The sequence below is a fragment of the Ruania rhizosphaerae genome (assembly GCF_009805705.1).
Taxonomy (GTDB): domain Bacteria; phylum Actinomycetota; class Actinomycetes; order Actinomycetales; family Beutenbergiaceae; genus Ruania; species Ruania rhizosphaerae.
The window spans coordinates 1-16705 of record NZ_VSMB01000019.1; the positions used below are offsets into that span (position 1 = coordinate 1).

13 protein-coding genes are annotated in these 16705 nt (G+C 67.7%); 6 read left to right on the forward strand and 7 right to left on the reverse strand.

The features are described from left to right. The coding region (locus FV560_RS18625) for an HNH endonuclease signature motif containing protein (protein WP_200837803.1) at positions 1–939 on the forward strand (939 nt) is incomplete at its 5' end. A 202-nt stretch (positions 940–1141) separates the two neighbouring features. Here FV560_RS18625 and FV560_RS18630 read toward each other — a convergent pair. The 5 genes from FV560_RS18630 to FV560_RS18650 all read right to left on the reverse strand — a co-directional run bounded on the left by FV560_RS18630 (position 1142) and on the right by FV560_RS18650 (position 6327). Continuing rightward, on the reverse strand, positions 1142–2434 hold the full coding sequence (locus FV560_RS18630) for a PQQ-binding-like beta-propeller repeat protein (protein WP_159623237.1): 1293 nt from the start codon (positions 2432–2434) through the stop codon (positions 1142–1144). A 29-nt stretch (positions 2435–2463) separates the two neighbouring features. Further along, positions 2464–3753: a hypothetical protein gene (locus tag FV560_RS18635; protein WP_159623239.1), complete on the reverse strand. Its 1290-nt coding sequence runs from the start codon at positions 3751–3753 to the stop codon at positions 2464–2466. 45 nt (positions 3754–3798) lie between these two features. Beyond that, the gene (locus tag FV560_RS18640; protein WP_159623241.1) at positions 3799–4164 is read right to left on the reverse strand and encodes a PRC-barrel domain-containing protein; all 366 of its coding nucleotides are present in this window, start codon (positions 4162–4164) and stop codon (positions 3799–3801) included. A gap of 103 nt (positions 4165–4267) precedes the next feature. Beyond that, positions 4268–5158, reverse strand: coding sequence for a sugar phosphate isomerase/epimerase family protein (locus tag FV560_RS18645; RefSeq protein ID WP_159623243.1), 891 nt, complete (start codon positions 5156–5158; stop codon positions 4268–4270). 5 nt (positions 5159–5163) lie between these two features. Beyond that, positions 5164–6327, reverse strand: coding sequence for a Gfo/Idh/MocA family protein (locus tag FV560_RS18650; protein WP_159623245.1), 1164 nt, complete (start codon positions 6325–6327; stop codon positions 5164–5166). Between the two features lie 269 nt (positions 6328–6596). On the opposite strand from FV560_RS18650, the gene FV560_RS18655 reads away from it, so the two are divergent. The 3 genes from FV560_RS18655 to FV560_RS18665 all read left to right on the forward strand — a co-directional run bounded on the left by FV560_RS18655 (position 6597) and on the right by FV560_RS18665 (position 8242). Further along, positions 6597–6854, forward strand: a complete 258-nt coding sequence (locus FV560_RS18655; protein ID WP_159623247.1) for a type II toxin-antitoxin system VapB family antitoxin — start codon at positions 6597–6599, stop codon at positions 6852–6854. 3 nt (positions 6855–6857) lie between these two features. Then, positions 6858–7289: a TA system VapC family ribonuclease toxin gene (locus tag FV560_RS18660; protein WP_159623249.1), complete on the forward strand. Its 432-nt coding sequence runs from the start codon at positions 6858–6860 to the stop codon at positions 7287–7289. A 122-nt stretch (positions 7290–7411) separates the two neighbouring features. Next, positions 7412–8242 carry a trypsin-like serine protease gene (locus FV560_RS18665; protein ID WP_159623251.1) on the forward strand — a complete coding sequence of 277 codons (831 nt, stop codon included), beginning with the start codon at positions 7412–7414 and terminating at the stop codon, positions 8240–8242. Between the two features lie 126 nt (positions 8243–8368). On the opposite strand, the gene FV560_RS18670 is transcribed toward FV560_RS18665, so the two are convergent. Both FV560_RS18670 and FV560_RS18675 read right to left on the reverse strand, forming a co-directional pair. Then, positions 8369–9409, reverse strand: coding sequence for a LacI family DNA-binding transcriptional regulator (locus tag FV560_RS18670; RefSeq protein ID WP_159623253.1), 1041 nt, complete (start codon positions 9407–9409; stop codon positions 8369–8371). A gap of 188 nt (positions 9410–9597) precedes the next feature. Continuing rightward, the gene (locus FV560_RS18675; protein WP_159623255.1) at positions 9598–13269 is read right to left on the reverse strand and encodes a heparinase II/III family protein; all 3672 of its coding nucleotides are present in this window, start codon (positions 13267–13269) and stop codon (positions 9598–9600) included. A 358-nt stretch (positions 13270–13627) separates the two neighbouring features. Between FV560_RS18675 and FV560_RS18680 the strand changes: the two genes are divergently transcribed. Next, positions 13628–14626 (forward strand): LacI family DNA-binding transcriptional regulator, encoded by a 999-nt coding sequence (locus tag FV560_RS18680; protein WP_159623257.1) that lies wholly within the window; start codon positions 13628–13630, stop codon positions 14624–14626. 105 nt (positions 14627–14731) lie between these two features. Continuing rightward, entirely contained in the window at positions 14732–16693 is a 1962-nt protein-coding gene (locus FV560_RS18685; RefSeq protein ID WP_159623259.1) for an ABC transporter substrate-binding protein, read from the forward strand. The last annotated feature ends 12 nt before the right edge of the window (positions 16694–16705 follow it).

The following is a 16705-nucleotide window of genomic DNA, read 5'->3' on the forward strand; positions in this document are numbered from 1 at the left end:
GATGCGAGTGAGGACGTGCGCCGCTCGATCGCTCTGGGTGACCTTGCTCGCGGGCAGGTATCGCTGCCGGCTGGCGCCGTCGGCGCGGAGACGGATGGTGGTGCGGCGGCCAGTGCGGAGACGGCCAGCATCGGCGATGTCAGCGCAGGCAGCACCAGCATCGGCACGTGCAGCCGCGGCAGTACCCCCAGTACCCCCGGTGCGGCGGGCGGTTCCGGCCCGGTCGCAGACCCCGGGGTGAACGGGCGCACGGTGATGCTCTACCTTCACCTGTCTGCCGACAGCGGGTTCGATCCTCGAGTGGGTCGGTGCGAGAACACGCGCTCGCCGGTCACGACCGAGCAGGTGCGGTCCTGGTGCGGGGCCGCGGGGACAGTGATCGTGCGCCCGGTGATCGATCTGGCCGAGGACTACTCGGCTACTACCTATGAGGCCAGCCCGAAGCTTCGTGAGCAGGCGATCTTGCGCGATCGCACCTGTGCGTTCCCGTTCTGCAATCGGTCGGCCCGGTCAGCGGACCGGGATCACATCACCCCGCACGAGCGGGGCGGGCCGACGAGTTCGGCCAATCTCGGAAGTCTGTGTCGCCGCCACCACCGATGCAAAACCCATGACGGGTGGTCCTATGTGATGCTCAACCCGGGTACCTACTACTGGTGTGACCCGCACGGGACCCAGTACCTGGTCACCCCGGCCAGCACCTTCCTGCTTCCCGGCACGCGGGGCGGGCCGGTGATCCGGGCCCGGCAGCGTGCCCTGGCCTCGATGCGGGCGGCCGCCCAGGGCATGCCCACCCGCCGCCATCAGGTGCGACCACCCACTGGCGAGCACGCCCCCGCGAGTACGACCCACCAGACCGCCGCGCACACCAGCAGCGGCAGCACGAGCAGGACGGGCAGGATTGCTGGGACTGGCGGCACCGACCCGCCACCGTTCTGACCGCTCCGCCCCGGACCCCGCCGACACCACCCGTCGACGGGGACTTCGGCGCGAAATCGACAACATCACGTCAGCGCGCGGCGTTGGATCTGCGCGGTCTGGTAGGCCCACAGGTGAGAGCGCTGAGTTGCTGCGGCATCCTGAGGCAACTGCGGCACCGATGCCTGTTCGTCAGCCGGTTCGCTGACCATGGTGCGAGACCTCAACGGTCCGCGTATGCGGTCACGGCACCGTCGATGAGGACGTAGAAGTGACGATCATCTGACGCGATCGCCTCCGGGGCCCTCGACAACGGGATCGACCACTCCGCGTCGCCGGTATCGAGGTCGAAACCGTGGATCGACTCGACACCGAACTGAGCTTCCGCCTCGCTCCAGTTGCTGGTGATCAACGCCGCCGTCGTGTCGTTGATGGTGCACGGGCAGCCGACGAGCGATTCGGTCGGTGTGCTCCAGATGGACTCCCCGGTGGTGACGTCCACGCGACGGAAGGTGCCCGGGAGGTTGTCGGGTGGTGACGACGGTTCCCACGGTCCCTCGGGTGGGATGAATACCCACTCGAGAAGGTCTGTACGGAGTGCGGCGACCACGGTGCTGCCGCCGTTCGAATACACCGCGTCGCCTTCCGGGGCGGTGAGGACCCCCTCGGTCGTGAGCACGGCGTCAGGATGTTCCGGGAGGTCGAGTCCCGGACCCGCAGCCGGGAGAAGTTGGTCAAGGTTCCGCTCCACGTCGGCATTCATTCCGACCAGGTACCCCCGCGGTGTCGGGATGACCACCGGCCTGAGTTCACCCGTGGAGGCATCCACCGCCATCATCGGAACGAACGTCTCCGGATCGGTCATCGGGGTGTAGAACGTGGCGACGCCTTGGCTGAGGATCGCTCGTGCCCAGCGGCCCTCACCGAGGGGATAATCGAGTCGTGCCCGCCACGTGCGCTCGGTCTCACCCGGGTCGTAGCGGTCCACCCAGGGGTGTACCGACGACGTCCCTCCGGCTACGAGTAGAGCGTCACCGACCGCTACGGCCACGTTCGCGAACGGTGACACGTGCTCGGTGGTCTGGCCGTGGGCGGTCACGATGGCGATGGTGGCGTCCTGGTCTTCGCCGTGGACGCAAGTGAGTTCGCCATCGGCCTCGGTGCAGGAAGGGTCCGCCAGCGGCACCGACCACACCTCATCGCCGGTGGCGGCATCGAAGGCGGTGACGCCGGCCGCGGTGGTGACCAGAGCCTGATCCTCGATCGCCCACACCTGGGGTGCGCGGCCCTCGGTGATCTGAACGGTCCACGCGGTTGCCGGTGGTCTCGGCGCCGGACGTTCTCCGCCGGGCGAGACGGCGACTCCAGCCGCGATCAATGCCACGGCTGCCGTGACCCACAGCCACGGGGACCCTCCTGGCCCACGGACCCCGCGCCGTCGAGAGGCATCGCGGGTCGCACTCTCGACGGACTCGCCGCCCTCAAGTGCGAACTCGTCCTCGTCTCCTCGCCCCATCGCGCCCATCATGTCCCAGCTCCGGGCGCTCAGCGATCGGTGTAGGCGGTCAGATCACCGTCGATGAGTACAACGGTCTGATTGCCCTGCGTGGCGAGCGCCTCCGGTATCGATGAGATCGGGAGGGCCCAGCGGTGCTCGCCGGTCTCGGGATCGACGTTGAGTAGCGTGTCCACGACAGGCACGGGACCGTACGCCTCGACCTGCTCGCCGCGAGAAGCCTGCGTGAGGACGAGCGAGTCCTCGCTGAGTGCGCACGGGCAGGACGCCATCGCGCTACGCGGCAGCCTCCACCGGCTCTCTCCGGTCGGTACGTCGACCCGCTCGATGGTGGTGGCGAACCGCCCGGGTCGCCAACGACTCTGGTCGACGACGGACGCGATGACATCATCACCGAGTGCCACCACCGGGAGTCCGGCAAGTTCGAGGAGCTCTTCTCCGCCGGCCCCGGTGTACACGCCGCTGCGTCCCACAACCGCATCGGGATGGCCGGGCACCCGCACATCACCACTGTCGAGCGGCATCACGAATTCCGTCTGTCCACCGGGTCCGATGCCGGAGACCGAGTAGCCACCGACGCGTCGTTGCACAGCTGGCTGGGCGGCGCCGGTGTCGAGGTCGGCGGCCATCGCATCACCGTCGAAGTTCTCGTCGACCACACGGTCGGAGATCGTGACGACACCCTGGCTGAGCATGATCGTCTGCCATCGATCGTTGTCGCCCAGATCCCCTGAGTCCAGCAGCCAGCGTCCGGGCCATCCCTCGTTGTTGCCGTACCGGCCCAGCCAGCGGCCGTCCTGCTCCGGATCTTGCCCGCCGACCAGGAGATCGTCGCCCAGTTGGTGCGCGACATCTGCCCCAGGGAAGAGGCGATCGGCCACGATGTCACCGCCGGTGGTCATCGTGGCGATAGCGGCGTCCTCGCCCGCGCCGTGGACGCATGTGAGCTGGTTGTCGATCTCGGTGCAGGCGGGGTCCTCGAGCGGTACGGACCACATCCTGTCTCCAGTGGTGACGTCGAGGGCAGTGACGCCGGTCGCGGTGGTGACCAGAGCCTGGCTCTCGACAACCCAGACCTGGGGTGCTCGGCCCTCGGAGATACGAACTGTCCACGCCATGGCCGGCGGGTCCGGGTCGGGGCGCTGCCCAGGGGAGACCATCACGGCGGCCGCGATCAGCGCCGTCGCCATGGCAACCCATGGCCAGGGTGAGCCGCCGATGCGCGGCACCTGCCGCCGTCGGGACGCCTTGGGGACCTCAGCAGCAGGTTCAGCTGAGCCCTCCAGGACGAACTCGTCTGCCCCCTTGATGGCAACCACCTCTCGTCCGTCCCACGATATCCCTCGCCGGACGGAGGGGCGGCGTCAGTGGATCAGCTGGTCGCCCGGGACCGAGAGGTGCACGGCGTCATCCTCCACCGCGGCGATCTCGTCGCTGGTGGTGTAGCGGTCCCGGTGGAACAGTCCGCTCGAGTCGATCCGGACGAAGCCGAGGCGAGCGAGCCGCTCCCTGACAGTGTCGTCGAGGCTCCCGGGGCGGAACGCCTCAGCAAGGTAGGTCACCACATTGCCGTTCTCACCACCGCCGCCCTGGCCCTGTGCCGTGACGGCCTGCGGATCGCCCATCTGGACGTCCCTCACTGTGCCGACCTTCTCTCCGCTGGAGTCGAAGACCGTCATCCCTTCGCGAACCTCAGCGATGGGCTCGGTGCTACCAGTTGCGTCCGTCATCGTCGCCTCCTCGTCGGTGTGCGAACTGTGCTGGACCACATTCCCCTAGTAACTCCCCTGAGTCTCATCCTAAGCAGGATCGCGCCACTCGCCACTCGGCGCCTCAGAGGTAGGGGTGAACGAGCCGGCTGTACCGCTCGGCCATGGTGGCGACGGTCTGCGCGCCGGGCGCATCCCAGATCTCCTGGTTGAAGATCTCCACCTCCACGTCACCGGTGTACCCGGCTTCGCTCACCCACCGGGTGATGGTGGGGAAGTCGATGTACCCGTCGCCCATGAAGCCGCGTGAGAGCAGCGGGTCGGCCGCCAGCGGCAGGATCCAGTCGCACACCTGGTAGGAGGCGATCCGGTTCTCCCGGCCCGCTCGCGCGATCTGGTCGCGCAGGGCCGGGTCCCACCACACGTGATAGGTGTCGACCACCACGCCCACCTGCTCGGGTGGGAACTCCGTCGCCAGGTCGAGGCACTGCCCCAGCGTGGACAGCACGGCCCGGTCGGCGGCGAAGATCGGGTGCAACGGTTCGAGCACCAGCCGCACGCCGTGCTCGGCCGCGAACGGCGCGAGCTCGGCGATGCGGTTCGCCACCCGGGTGCGGGCCGCGACGATGTCCTTGTTGCCGTCGGGCAGCCCTCCGACCACCATGATCAGCTCGGACGTGCCGAGTGTGGCGGCCTCGACGATCGCAGCTCGGTTGTCCCCGAGCGCCTCGGACTGACCGGACTCGTCGGCGGCGGTCAGGAACCCGCCGCGGCACAGCGAGGAGACCCGCAGACCTGCGTCTGCCACGATCTTGGCTGCATTTTCCAGGCCCGCCTCGGCTACCCGGTCCCGCCACAACCCCACGGCGCCCAGCCCGGCTTCGGCGGCGACCTCGACCGCCTCGGTGAGGGTCAGGGCCTTCGTGGTGGCGGTGTTGAGGGACAGGCGAGATAGATCGGCCGGGGGAGCCGCGCCGTCGGGAATCGTGGTTGCGGTACTCGCAGGGGTGGTCATGCCGCTCACAGCGAGATCGGGGACAGCTCGACGCGCTTGCCCTCGGCGGAGGAGGCCAGGCCCGCCTCGGCCAGCTGCACGCCGCGCGCGGCCGAGAGGAGGTCGTAACGGTGCTCGCGCCCGGCGAGCACGTCGCGCAGGAACTCCTCCCACTGGGCCTTGAAGCCGTTGTCGAGGTCGCCGTTGGCGGGCACCTCCATCCACTGGTCGCGGAAGGACTCGGTGACCGGCAGGTCGGGGTTCCAGACGGGCTTCGGGGTGTGGGCGCGCTGTTGAGCGACACACTTGTTCAGGCCCGCGACGGCCGACCCGTGGGTGCCGTCGACCTGGAACTCGACCAGCTCGTCGCGGTAAACCCGCACGGCCCAGGAGGAGTTGATCTGGGCGACGATGTCCTCCCCGCCCGGGCCGGCGATCTCGAAGATGCCGTACGCGGCGTCGTCGGCGGTGGCGTTGTACTCGGCGCCCTTCTCGTCCCAGCGGGTGGGGATGTGGGTGATGGTCTTCGCGGTGACGGACTTCACAGAGCCGAGGATGCCCTCGAGCACGTAGTTCCAGTGGCAGAACATGTCGGTGGTCATGCCGCCGCCGTCCTCGGAGCGATAGTTCCAGCTCGGGCGCTGGGCGGCCTGGTGCTCGCCCTCGAACACCCAGTAGCCGAACTCCCCACGCAGGGAGAGAATGCGGCCGAAGAAGCCCTCGTCCACCAGACGGCGGAGCTTGACCAGGCCAGGCAGGTACAGCTTGTCGTGGACGACTCCGGCGGTGACTCCGGTCTCGGCGCGCAGGCGGGCCAGCTCGATGGCCTCGTCCAGGGTCTCGGCGGTGGGCTTCTCGGTGAAGATGTGCTTGCCGGCCTTCATCGCCTTGGTCAGGGTGGCCGGGCGTAGGCTGGTCATCGAGGCGTCGAAGACGATGTCGGTGCGCTCGTCGGTGACGATGGCGTCCAGGTCGGTGGTGTACTCGGCGATGTTGTGCTCGGCGGCGATCTCGGCGAGGGCGTTCTCGCGGCGGCCCACGAGGATCGGCTCCACCTGCACCTTGGTGCCGTCGGCGAGCGTGATCCCGCCCTGGTCGCGGATCGGCAGGATCGACCGGAGCAGGTGCTGGCGATACCCCATCCGGCCGGTGATGCCGTTCATCGCGATGCGCAGGGTGCGGGTGCTCATAGGTGCTCCTGAAGGATCGGGGGTGCGGGGCTGCGGTCTCACTAGGGCCAGGCCACGAGCGGAATGCGCTTTCCGCAGCATACGGTGCGGTTCGTTGGCGGGTCAAGACTGGCGGGTCAAGACTGGCCGAGCAAGGCTCTGAGTGGAGATCGGATGGGCGCAGCAGGCGGTGAGGTTGCAACTGGGTGGGGAGTATGGGTGGAGGGTGCGTGATGCGGGTGATGCGCGAGGCTGATGTCTGTGATGCGAGCCCCGGGTAGCATGGCTTCATGCGAACTACGGTGAATATCGACGACGCGGTGCTCAGGCAGGCACGGCGGCGTGCCGGTGAACGTGGAGAGACGCTCGGATCACTCGTCGAGGAGGCGCTGCGCCGGGTCCTGGCCGAGACGGAGGAACGGCGCCCGCCGGTGTCCTTGCCGGTGTTCTCGGGCGACACCGGCCCGCTCGCAGGAGTTGACCTGACTTCTAAGGAATCGATCGAGGAGGCCATCGACGGTGGCATCCCGCCCGCGAAGCTGCGGTGACGCATGCTGATCCCCGATGTCAACGTTCTCGTGGCCGCGCACCGTCCGAGCCACCCGCACCATGAACCGGCTGCGGCGTTCCTGAACGCGGCGATCAACGGAACTGAGGCCGTGGCGCTACCGGACCTGGTGGCCACGGGCTTCGTGCGCATCGTGACGAACAGGCGGGTCTTCACGGTACCGTCCAGCATTGACGAGGCGTTCGGCTTCCTCCGAGCGATGGAGTCTGCGCCGGCATGGTCGGCGATGCCCGGGCCGGCGCTGGATCTGGAACGCTTCGCGTCGGCGTGCACGCAGTCTGGTGCTACCGGCGCCCTCGTGACCGATGCCTACCTGGCGGCGATCGCGACCGGTCTCGGAATCCGGATTGTCACGTTCGACCGTGACTTCCGGAAGTTCGACGGGCTCGCCGTGGTCGAGCTGGCCGGCGAGTAGTCCCATACTCGCCTGCGCCACAGTCGAGCGCAGAGAACTTTCGGCTGCGAAACAGCGCGCGCGGACGACCGCCGTGTCGTACTGTTCCCCCACCGCTTTGCCCATACGAGAGGAATCACGCAATGACGCGCATCCGCACACTCGCCGCCGGCGCGATCGGCCTGGCACTCATCGCCGCTACCGCGGTACCGGCCAGTGCCATCCGCTACGGCGAGGACGACGCCGGTGAGCACCCCAACGTCGGTCTGATGATCGCCTACGTGGAGGACGAGTCCGGGGCTCTGCAGCCCTCCTGGCGCTGTTCCGGCACGATGATGGATGCTGACACCTATCTCACCGCCGGCCACTGCACCTTCGGCGCCGATGCCGTGGCGATCTGGTTCGCAGACGACCTCCAGGGCGATGAACGACCGGACATCTTCGATCTCGACGCGGCCGACGCCACTGGCACCCCCTACTCCCACCCGGAGTACGACGACGCCGCGTTCTACCTGCACGACGTTGGCGTGGTCGAACTCGACGAACCGGTCGCCTTCGAATCCTACGGCCAGCTGCCCGAGCAGGGGTACTGGGACGACCAGCTCGCCACCAAGAAGAAGGACCGTGACTCCCTCGACGTGGTCGGATACGGCCTTCAGCGCAGCCTCCCGGACAACGGAACTGCCCAGCTCACCGAGGCCGAATGGATCAAGCTTCAGGCCACCGTGGACCTCATCCGGGATGACCGGATGTTCGGCGAGCAGGGCGCGGGCAACTCCGTGACGCTCACCAACAACGCCAACACCGGCGGCACCTGCTCCGGTGACTCCGGCGGGCCCACCTTCATCGAGGACTCCAACGTCGTCGTCGGAGTCACCTCCTATGGGGTCAACTCCACCTGCACCGGTATCGGCGGCTCCTACCGGATCGACCAGCCGGACGATCTGGCCTGGCTGAGCCAGTTCATCGGCTGACCGTCACTGATCGGCTGTTCCCCTGATCAGCCTGCTCGCGACCTGCTTGTGGTGTGCGTGTGATGTACCCGGTACGTCACACGCACACCATAAGCGCAACCGATGACAGCGGTGCCAGAGCGCCGGTCAGGGCCCCGGGGTCGAATCCCTCAGCACGACTGCGCCATCGAGCTGCTCCACGACAGCGTCACCGTCGGAGTCCAGCGCCATCCGGGTGGCGCGCACGCCCGCGTCCACGAGCGGGACCGCCACCGTACTCAGCCCGGGCGTGACGTCCCGGAGGGTGACGATGTCGTCGAAACCGGCGATCCCGACGTCCTCACCCACCCGCATGCCGGCATCCCGGGTGGCGGCCATCGCGCCCATCGCCATCACGTCGTTGACGGCGAAGACGGCAAGCGAGCCGAGACCGTCGCGACGCCGATGATCGGCCTGCCGAGAGATCAGCTCGGTCATGGCCTCATAGCCGCCGTCCCGGGTGAACTCGGAGGCGACCACGCGATCGGCGGGTACCTCCACGCCGAGGCCGGCCAACGCCGTCGTGAATCCTTCGGTGCGCTCGCGGGCAGTCAGGTGCGGTGCGGGCCCGGTGAGTACCGCGAACTCCCGGTAGCCGCGCCCGTGCAGCGCGCGCGCCAGCTCCGCTGCCCCGCCGACGTTGTCGATCGCGACGGTGTGCACATCCAGGATCGGCTGACCGATGACGGCGACCGTGCCGCCGCGAGAGCGGTAGGTGGCGAGGGCGGCTCGTAGGCGCTCGTTGGCCTCCTCGGCGTCCTGGCGGCCACCCGCGATGACGATGGCGCGGGCTCGCTGGCTCTGCAGCACGTCGATGAACGCCAGCTCCTTCTCCGGACGATGCCCGGTGCTGGCGAGCGTGACCATCAGCCCGGCGGCCTCCGCCGCCGTCGTGACACCTGCGGCGATGGAGGAGAAGTACGGGTCGGCGATGTCGTGGACGATCAGGCCCAAGGTGGACGTGCGACCGCGCGCCATCGCCTGGGCGTTGGCATCGGGGGAGTACCCGAGCCGGGCTGCGGCGGCGAGCACACGTTGCTGCAGGTCGGGGCGCACGGTCCGGTTGGCGCTGCCATTGATGGCGCGTGACGCCGTCGCCAAGGAGACGCCCGCCTCGCGGGCCACATCGCTGAGGGTCACGGAGGCCATGGGCACATGGTAAGCGCTCTCAGGGCGTCAGGGCTGTACACAACCGACGGCCCACAGCGCCTCTGTGCCAGATGTGGCACGGTCTTGCTCCCAGCCGTCGTCTCGGTTCACGACCCGCTCGCGTCGGCGAGGCGCCCGCCCCGATGGACGGGACGGGCGCTTCGTGCCGGGGACCGGCGCGTGGCGGACTACCCTTCGACCGGCTCCCACGGCCCGTGCGGATCGCCGGGTTGGTCGTTCCTGCTCCACCACTGCGCCTGATAGCGCTGGTCGTCGTGGGCAGCGACGTCGCCTTCGGTGAAGATCCGCGAGGGCGTCCAGGCCGTGCCGCCGGCGGTGGTGGCCATCTCCTGCCACGGGCCGTACGGGTCACCCGGCTCCTGGCCCTGCGTCCACCAGGACGCTGACCAGACGGCGTCCTCGTAGGTCACGCGGTCGCCCTCGGTGTACGTGGAATCCTCCTCCCAGGGAGCGAGCTCGGCGCCGTTGTCCGACCCGGGAGGTTCGCACCCGCCCGAGACGTTCACGTTCTCGAACGAGGCCTCCGAATTTGCATACAGCCCGACGCCGCCGCTGCGGACCAGGGTGTCGCGTGCCTCGAGGATGGTCTCACCGTTCAGGGTCACGGTGATGTGGTCGCCGTGGATCGTGGCACCCAGCTCGACCGGCCCGTCGAGGCTGTGGGACACCGACGCCCCACCGATCTTCTCCGGTCCGGACCGATGCGCCTCCCGGATGATGCTCGCGTACTGGGTATTACGGCTGGTCTTGCCGATGTGGATGCGGTACCCGTAGGAGTTCCCGTTGTCTCGCAACGAGATCCCTGCGGACCCGGTGTCACCGAGCGTCATCGTGGTGGTCACGGCGTAGTCGCACGTGTCGGAGAACCGTGACGGCAAGGCCGAGGTCAGCAAGGCGTGGGCACGGTCGCCGGTGGGCGTCATCTGCAGTTGACCCGCGTCGACCGAGATGTCACCGCGGACGGACTGCCAGTGATCCTCGTCGAGCGCCTCAGCGATCGTGATGTTGTCGAACAGCGTCGCTTGCCGATGCGTGAAGGCACCGACCCCACCTGTCGGCAATCGGCCGTCATCGACCGAGACCGACGTATCGCCCACGGTCGCGACCAGGTTCCGTCCTACCGCTGAGACGGACAGGGTGTGCGCGGCGTCCGGGTCGATGGCGAGGTCGGCCTCGTCGAGAACTGTCAGTTCGCCGTTGTAGATCTTCAGCAGCTGCAGCGACACACCCTCGCGCGTCTTGACCACGTTCGCCCGGTAATAGTTGCGGGAGTCGTTGTAGCGGAACGCGAGACCGGTCCGTGCCGTGGCGTAGCTGCGATCCCCGGGCACGATCTCTGCGGAGATGTGGACGTCCGCAGGTACGTCCTGCTGGATCGCGAACGACTGGCGGTTCGCGGTGGACGTCTGCGCCAGTTGCGTTCCGTCGGGGCCGCCGAGCTCCCAGCTGTCACCCGGCCGCGGCCGCCAGCCCTGGAGCGAACCGTCCGCGAAGTCGTAGGCGGTGCTCTCCAGGCTGCTCTCGTCGAAGTCGTCCTCGAACAGCAGCGCCGGCGTGAACGACTCTGCGAGGGAGATCGTGATCACCTCGCCGGCGCGAGTGAACTCCGTCAGCTCACCGTTGACCAGCACCTCGTCGGCGGAGGCAGCACTGAGCTGCAGCGTCCCGGTGAAGGGGTCCGAGAGCGAGACCTCGGCGGTGTCGCCCTCGAGTCGGACGCTGAGGTCGGAGACGGTTCCGGAGGCGGTGGCGATCGTGGCGCCGTCGTCGGTCAGTGATGATCCTGAGGTCAGCGCGTACCGGGTGAGGGTGCCAGCGTCGTCACGCTCGAGGTAGGCCGTCTCGCCGTCGGTGGTGGCACTGCCGAACGACCGCGACGACGGTACCTCCTCACGGGAGAGGTAGAACTGGCCGGTGGCTCCTTCGAGGTCGATCTCCAGGGCGCTCGCCACGGAGTGGTCCACCCCGGGCATCTCGATGCGGTCCGCCGTCACCGAGGGGGCCGGTCCGGCCTCCCCGGGAACGACGACGGTGTCCAGCCCGGTCGCTCCCTCGGTCGTCCAGTCGTAGGACAGGAAGTCGATGTCCGTGCGGACCTCGTCTCCGACGCGCGCTGCACCGTCCTCGTGAACCGTCGGCGCGACATCAGTGCTGCCAGCACCGACGGGCACGAGCTGTACACCGGAGACGGGGTCAGCTCCGGGAACCGTGTCGAAGCCGACCGTGGCGACGTCCGTCTCCGGGGCGACCGAGACCGGATCGCCGGGGAAGTGCCAGAGCTGGCGGTAGTCATGGGTCTCGGTGTCACCGGTGAGGGCGTCGGAGACGATCCAGAATCCGGGCTTGACGAAGTAGACGACGCGGTCATGGATGACCGGCCGGTACCCATGGGCCTCGCCGCGGTAGACGTCGAGGCCCTCGTTCGAGCGCCACAGGTACGAGGCGCGCGTGATGCCGGCTTCCTGCGGCTGGCCGTCCACCTCGATCGTGTTGTGCGCCTCAGTCTCACGGCGCATCCAGCTGTTGTGTCCGGTCGAGGTGTAGTCACCGGACCCGGGATCGACGATCAGCGGGCGGCCGTAGGCGGCCATGATGAGGCTGAGGTCGTCCGGGTGCCGGTGGGAGTAGGTGTAGGAGGTGTTCTGGTTGTTGATGTGCATGTACCGGGCGTCGGCGTCCCAGCCCGAGCGCTGCACGGCGAAACTGATCGGGTAGATCGTCGAGCCCAGAGTGGGAGCGGTGCCCTCGGCGCGATCGGAGGCGACCCAGCTGAAGTCAGACCACGAGTTGCGCTCGCCGCTCGCGGCGATGGTGCGCTGCCCTGCATCGACATTACCCGCGTCCCCGAAGAGCGGTGCCTCGAGATTGGGCATGCGGGTGGCGAACAGGGAATCGGCGATCCAGTCAGTGGCCCGGATGATCGAGGCAGGAAGCGTGCGGTCATTGAGGTCGGCCACCTCGATGGTCGCATTGACCAGGTCCGCGGCGTAGGCCTGGTAGTTGACCGTGGGTTCGCGGTACACGCTGTCACCCTTGAACTGCGCACCGTGCTGGGTCAGAAACGACTCGAAGGACCGGACGGCGAAGTGCTCCTGCTCGTAGGCGTCAGCCAGTTCCGGCAGGTACACCGAGGCGAGGTAGATCGAGCGCGCCATCGACAGGTACCAGTTGTTTCCCCGGTGTGCGGGTAGTGCGTCGACGAGGTGATCGGTGGTGGCGGCGGTACCCATCAGGTAGTCCACCAGCTCGCCCGCGTCGATCGTCGGCTCGGTGCGGAACACGGAGAAGGAGGTGATCAACTGCGACAGACGCTTCGCGCCCGCGAGGTTCTTGTTTCGCGGCCAGTCCGGGTTGTCGGCGAAGAAGTCGAGCGTGATCTCCATCCACGCCTGGGCGTACTCGGCGCGAACCTGTGGATTCTGCTCGCTCATGTAGGCCCGCGTCAGCGTCGGCATGAAGGCGAAATCGGACATCCATACCTGACCTTTGCCCGGTTCCTCCTCCGTGCCATCCCAGGTGTCCTGCCAGTCGACGTCGATGCGCTGGGCTTCCTCGTCGTAGAAGTCGCGCGTGACGCCGTCGAAGCGGAAGATTCCCTCCGCCAGCTCGTCCGCACTCGCTTGGCCGACACCTGCTCGATTGGGTTCGGGAAGAACCACGTCCGTCCGGTCGGCGTAGAACTGTTGCAACTCCTCCGCAGCGCCCTCCGCGTCGCCATCGGCGAGCTCGGCGGCCACATCGGCCAGCTCTGGACGTGTGAGGTCGAGAAGCTCGGCAAGGTCCGAGGTCTCGTCCGCTGCAGCAGGCGCCGTCGCCAAGCCGGTGGCCACGACGGCCATCGCGGCTCCCGCGGCAACTCCTGCGCGTATGCGCGATCCGAGTCGTTTCTGGGGAATGCTCCGTTGCATGTGGAGTGCCTCCTTGGGTTGTTCTGTCCCGGCTGGGACGGGATTCACGCACTGTGCAGGGCAACGTCCTGTCCCGATGTGTCGGCAGACGGTACGCAGCAGCCCCGGGTGGAGGTCGGCTGTGACGTGGACGACCGCGGGGAATCAGGAGGACAGGAAGCGCTTCGATGCCTGCCCTGCTGTCTTTCAAGCGAAGTGACGTGTCGTTGCGTCACACTAGAGACGATGGCCTCCCGGGTCAAGAGCGAAATCGTGATTCCCCAGTGATCGGCCAGCTACGATCGATCGAATGGCGACCCAGAAAGAAATCGCGCGTCTTGCCGGTGTCTCGGTCTCGTCCGTCTCGGCTGTGCTCAACGGCACGACCCACACGCGGATGAGCCATGCGACGCGGGAGCGCATTGAGGCAGCGATCGCCGAGGCGGGATATGTGCCCAACGATGCGGCGCGAGCGTTGCGGCGTCAGCAGGCCGGCACGATCGCGGTGGTGGTGGAGAAGCTCGAGAATCCGGCGTACAAGGAGTTGTTCCACGGCATCTACGAGGCCGCCGAGGAACGAGGGTGGGCGGTGGTGCTGGGTGACGTCGTCTGGATGCGCTCGGGGAGCCACTTTCTCGCTCGGCTGCTGGGGCGAGGATCGATCGATGCGATCGTGCTCCGGCAGGATCGGTTGATCGACGAGGAAGTGCTGGCGCACCTGCGGGCGCGGCCGACTCCGGTGGTGCTGGTGGAGCGCCAGGCCGATCCGCACGACTCGTGGATCGCCGTGGACGACCTGGCGGCGGGACGGATGGCGGCCGAGCACCTCATCGAGCTCGGTCACCGCGATATCGCCTTCGTGGGCGGTGAGGGTCAGCCTTCGGCGGCGCGCTGCGAGGGCTATGCCACCGCGATGAGAAGCGCGGGTCTGGTGTCCTCCTCGCCCGTGGTCACCGGCTTCGGTCCCGAGTCGGGAGCGCGCGGGCTGGATGAGCTCCGGGCACGTGGAGTGCTCCCGACGGCGGTGGTGGTGGCCAATGTGATGTCAGCCGTCGGCCTGCTCGCCGCCGCAGCGGATGCCGGTATCGACGTTCCTGGCCGGTTCTCGGTCGTCGGGATTCATGATGCTGATATCGCCGACGTGGTCCGACCCTCGCTGACCACGGTCAAGCTGCCGATGCGTGCGCTCGGAGTGCGGGCGGTCGAGCAGGTGTCGGCCCTGCTCGCAGGAACTCCGACCGAGCTGGGGGTGTTCACCGACCCGCCGCCGGAGGTGATCGTTCGATCCAGCACCGCGCCGCCTGAGTGAGGTCGTGATCAACTTGTGACACAACGTCGCGTCTCCCCGTCTTGACCGTGTCGACGCTGGTCATCTACGTTGACGCAACGACACGTCAACGAGGAGATGTCCGCCATGACTCACAACCGCCCCCTCTTCCTGCCGGACCGGCGAACGTTCATTGCCGGCGTCGGCGCCACCGGCCTCGCCGCCGTCGTGGGCTGCAGTGCCGACGGCGAGAACGACGCCATGCCCCAGGCCGACAAGGGGCTCGAATCGCCTGACCTGGCAGAACTTGTCGAGTCGGGCGAGTTGCCACCGGTCGAGGAGCGCCTCCCGGCGACCCCGCTCGTCGTCGAGCCGGTCGAGAGCACCGGCGCCTACGGCGGCCGCCTGAACACCGTTGTCCTCGGCCAGACGGACCTCATCTACGTCAAGATGACGATGGGGTACGAGGGGTTGATGCGGTGGACCCCGGACTGGTCGGAGACGATCCCGAACGTCGCCGAGTCCGTCGAGACCTCCGACGACGGCACGACCTTCACCTTCCACCTGCGTGAGGGTATGCGGTGGTCGGACGGAGAACCGTTCACCGCCGAGGACGTCGCGTTCGCCGCCAACGATGTGGCGCTCAACGAGGAGTTCGTGGGTGCGGTGGAGTCGGCCTTCCTGTCCAACGCCGACGGGAGTGCGACCGTCGAAGCGGTGGACGAGCTGACTGTGCGCTTCGTCTTCCCCTCCCCGAATCCGATGTTCCTGCAAGAGATATCAACGCTGGCCAACGCCGAGGTTCTCACCGGGCATCCGAAGCACTACATGTCGCAGTTCCACCTGGCGCACAACGACGACGCAGAGGCGGAAGCGGAGTCTGCCGGCTTCGAGCACTGGGTCGACTACTACGTCGATCGCTCCGAGTGGTGGGACAACCCCGAGATCCCCACGGTGAACGGGTGGGTCGTCACCCGGACTCTCGACGAGGGCGGTGAGGTTCTGGCTGAGCGCAACCCCTACTACTGGAAGGTCGACCCCGACGGCAGCCAGCTGCCGTACCTGAACACCATCCGGCACGAGCTGGTCAGCGACGAGGAAGTCATGCTCGTCAAGGCGACCGAGGGTGAGCTCGACATCGTCACGCGCCACATCAACAGTCTCGGCAACAAGCCGGTGCTCGCCGATGGGCGCGAGGGTGGCGGATACGAGTTCATCGATCTGCAGACGAGCTTCATGAACGAGATGGTGATCTCGCTCAACCTCAACCACCAGGACCCGGTGAAGCGGGAGATCTTCCAGAACAAGGACTTCCGCATCGCCCTCTCCCATGCGATCAACCGCGATGAGCTGAACACGGCCGTGTTCCAGGACCAGGGCGAGGCCTGGCAGGCAGCACCCAACGCCGACTCCGTCTACTACGACGAGGAGATGGCGAAGCAGTACACCGAATTCGACACCGATCTGGCCAACCAGGTGCTCGACGACGCCGGGTACGCCGAGCGCGACTCCGACGGCTACCGCCTGGGCCCCGACGGTGAGCGCATCCGCATCACCGTCCTGATCGCGACGCCCGGGCCCACGCCCTACATGGTCGACGCCATGGAGCTCGTCGCCGGGTACTGGAATGAGGTCGGCATCGACACGCGCGCCGAACCGGTGGACCGGTCACTGTTCCAGGAGCGGACCGTCGCGAGCGAGCACGACGCGGGGGTGTGGAACGGCACCGGCGGATTCCGCGACGAGGTGCTCGCGCCGCTGTATTACTTGCCCTCGCGCACGACGATCGTCGCGTGGGCCGTCGAATGGGCTGGATACTTCGTCAGCCGCGGTGAGGAGGGCGACACCCCGCCGGAGGCTCCGCTGCGTCAGATGGAGCTGTACTGGGAGATGGAGTCCGAGCCGGACGATGCCCGGCGCGAGGAGCTCTTCCGGGAGATCCTGCAGATCGCCAAGGATGAGTTCTACACGATCGGCACGCTGCGGATCCCGCTCGGATACGGCACCGTGGCCAATCGACTGAAGAACGTGCCGGAGATGTTCCCGACGGCCTTCCGGTATGGCGACCCCGCGCCGACGAACGTGTCCCAGTACTTCATCGGGGGCTGACCCCATTTCGTG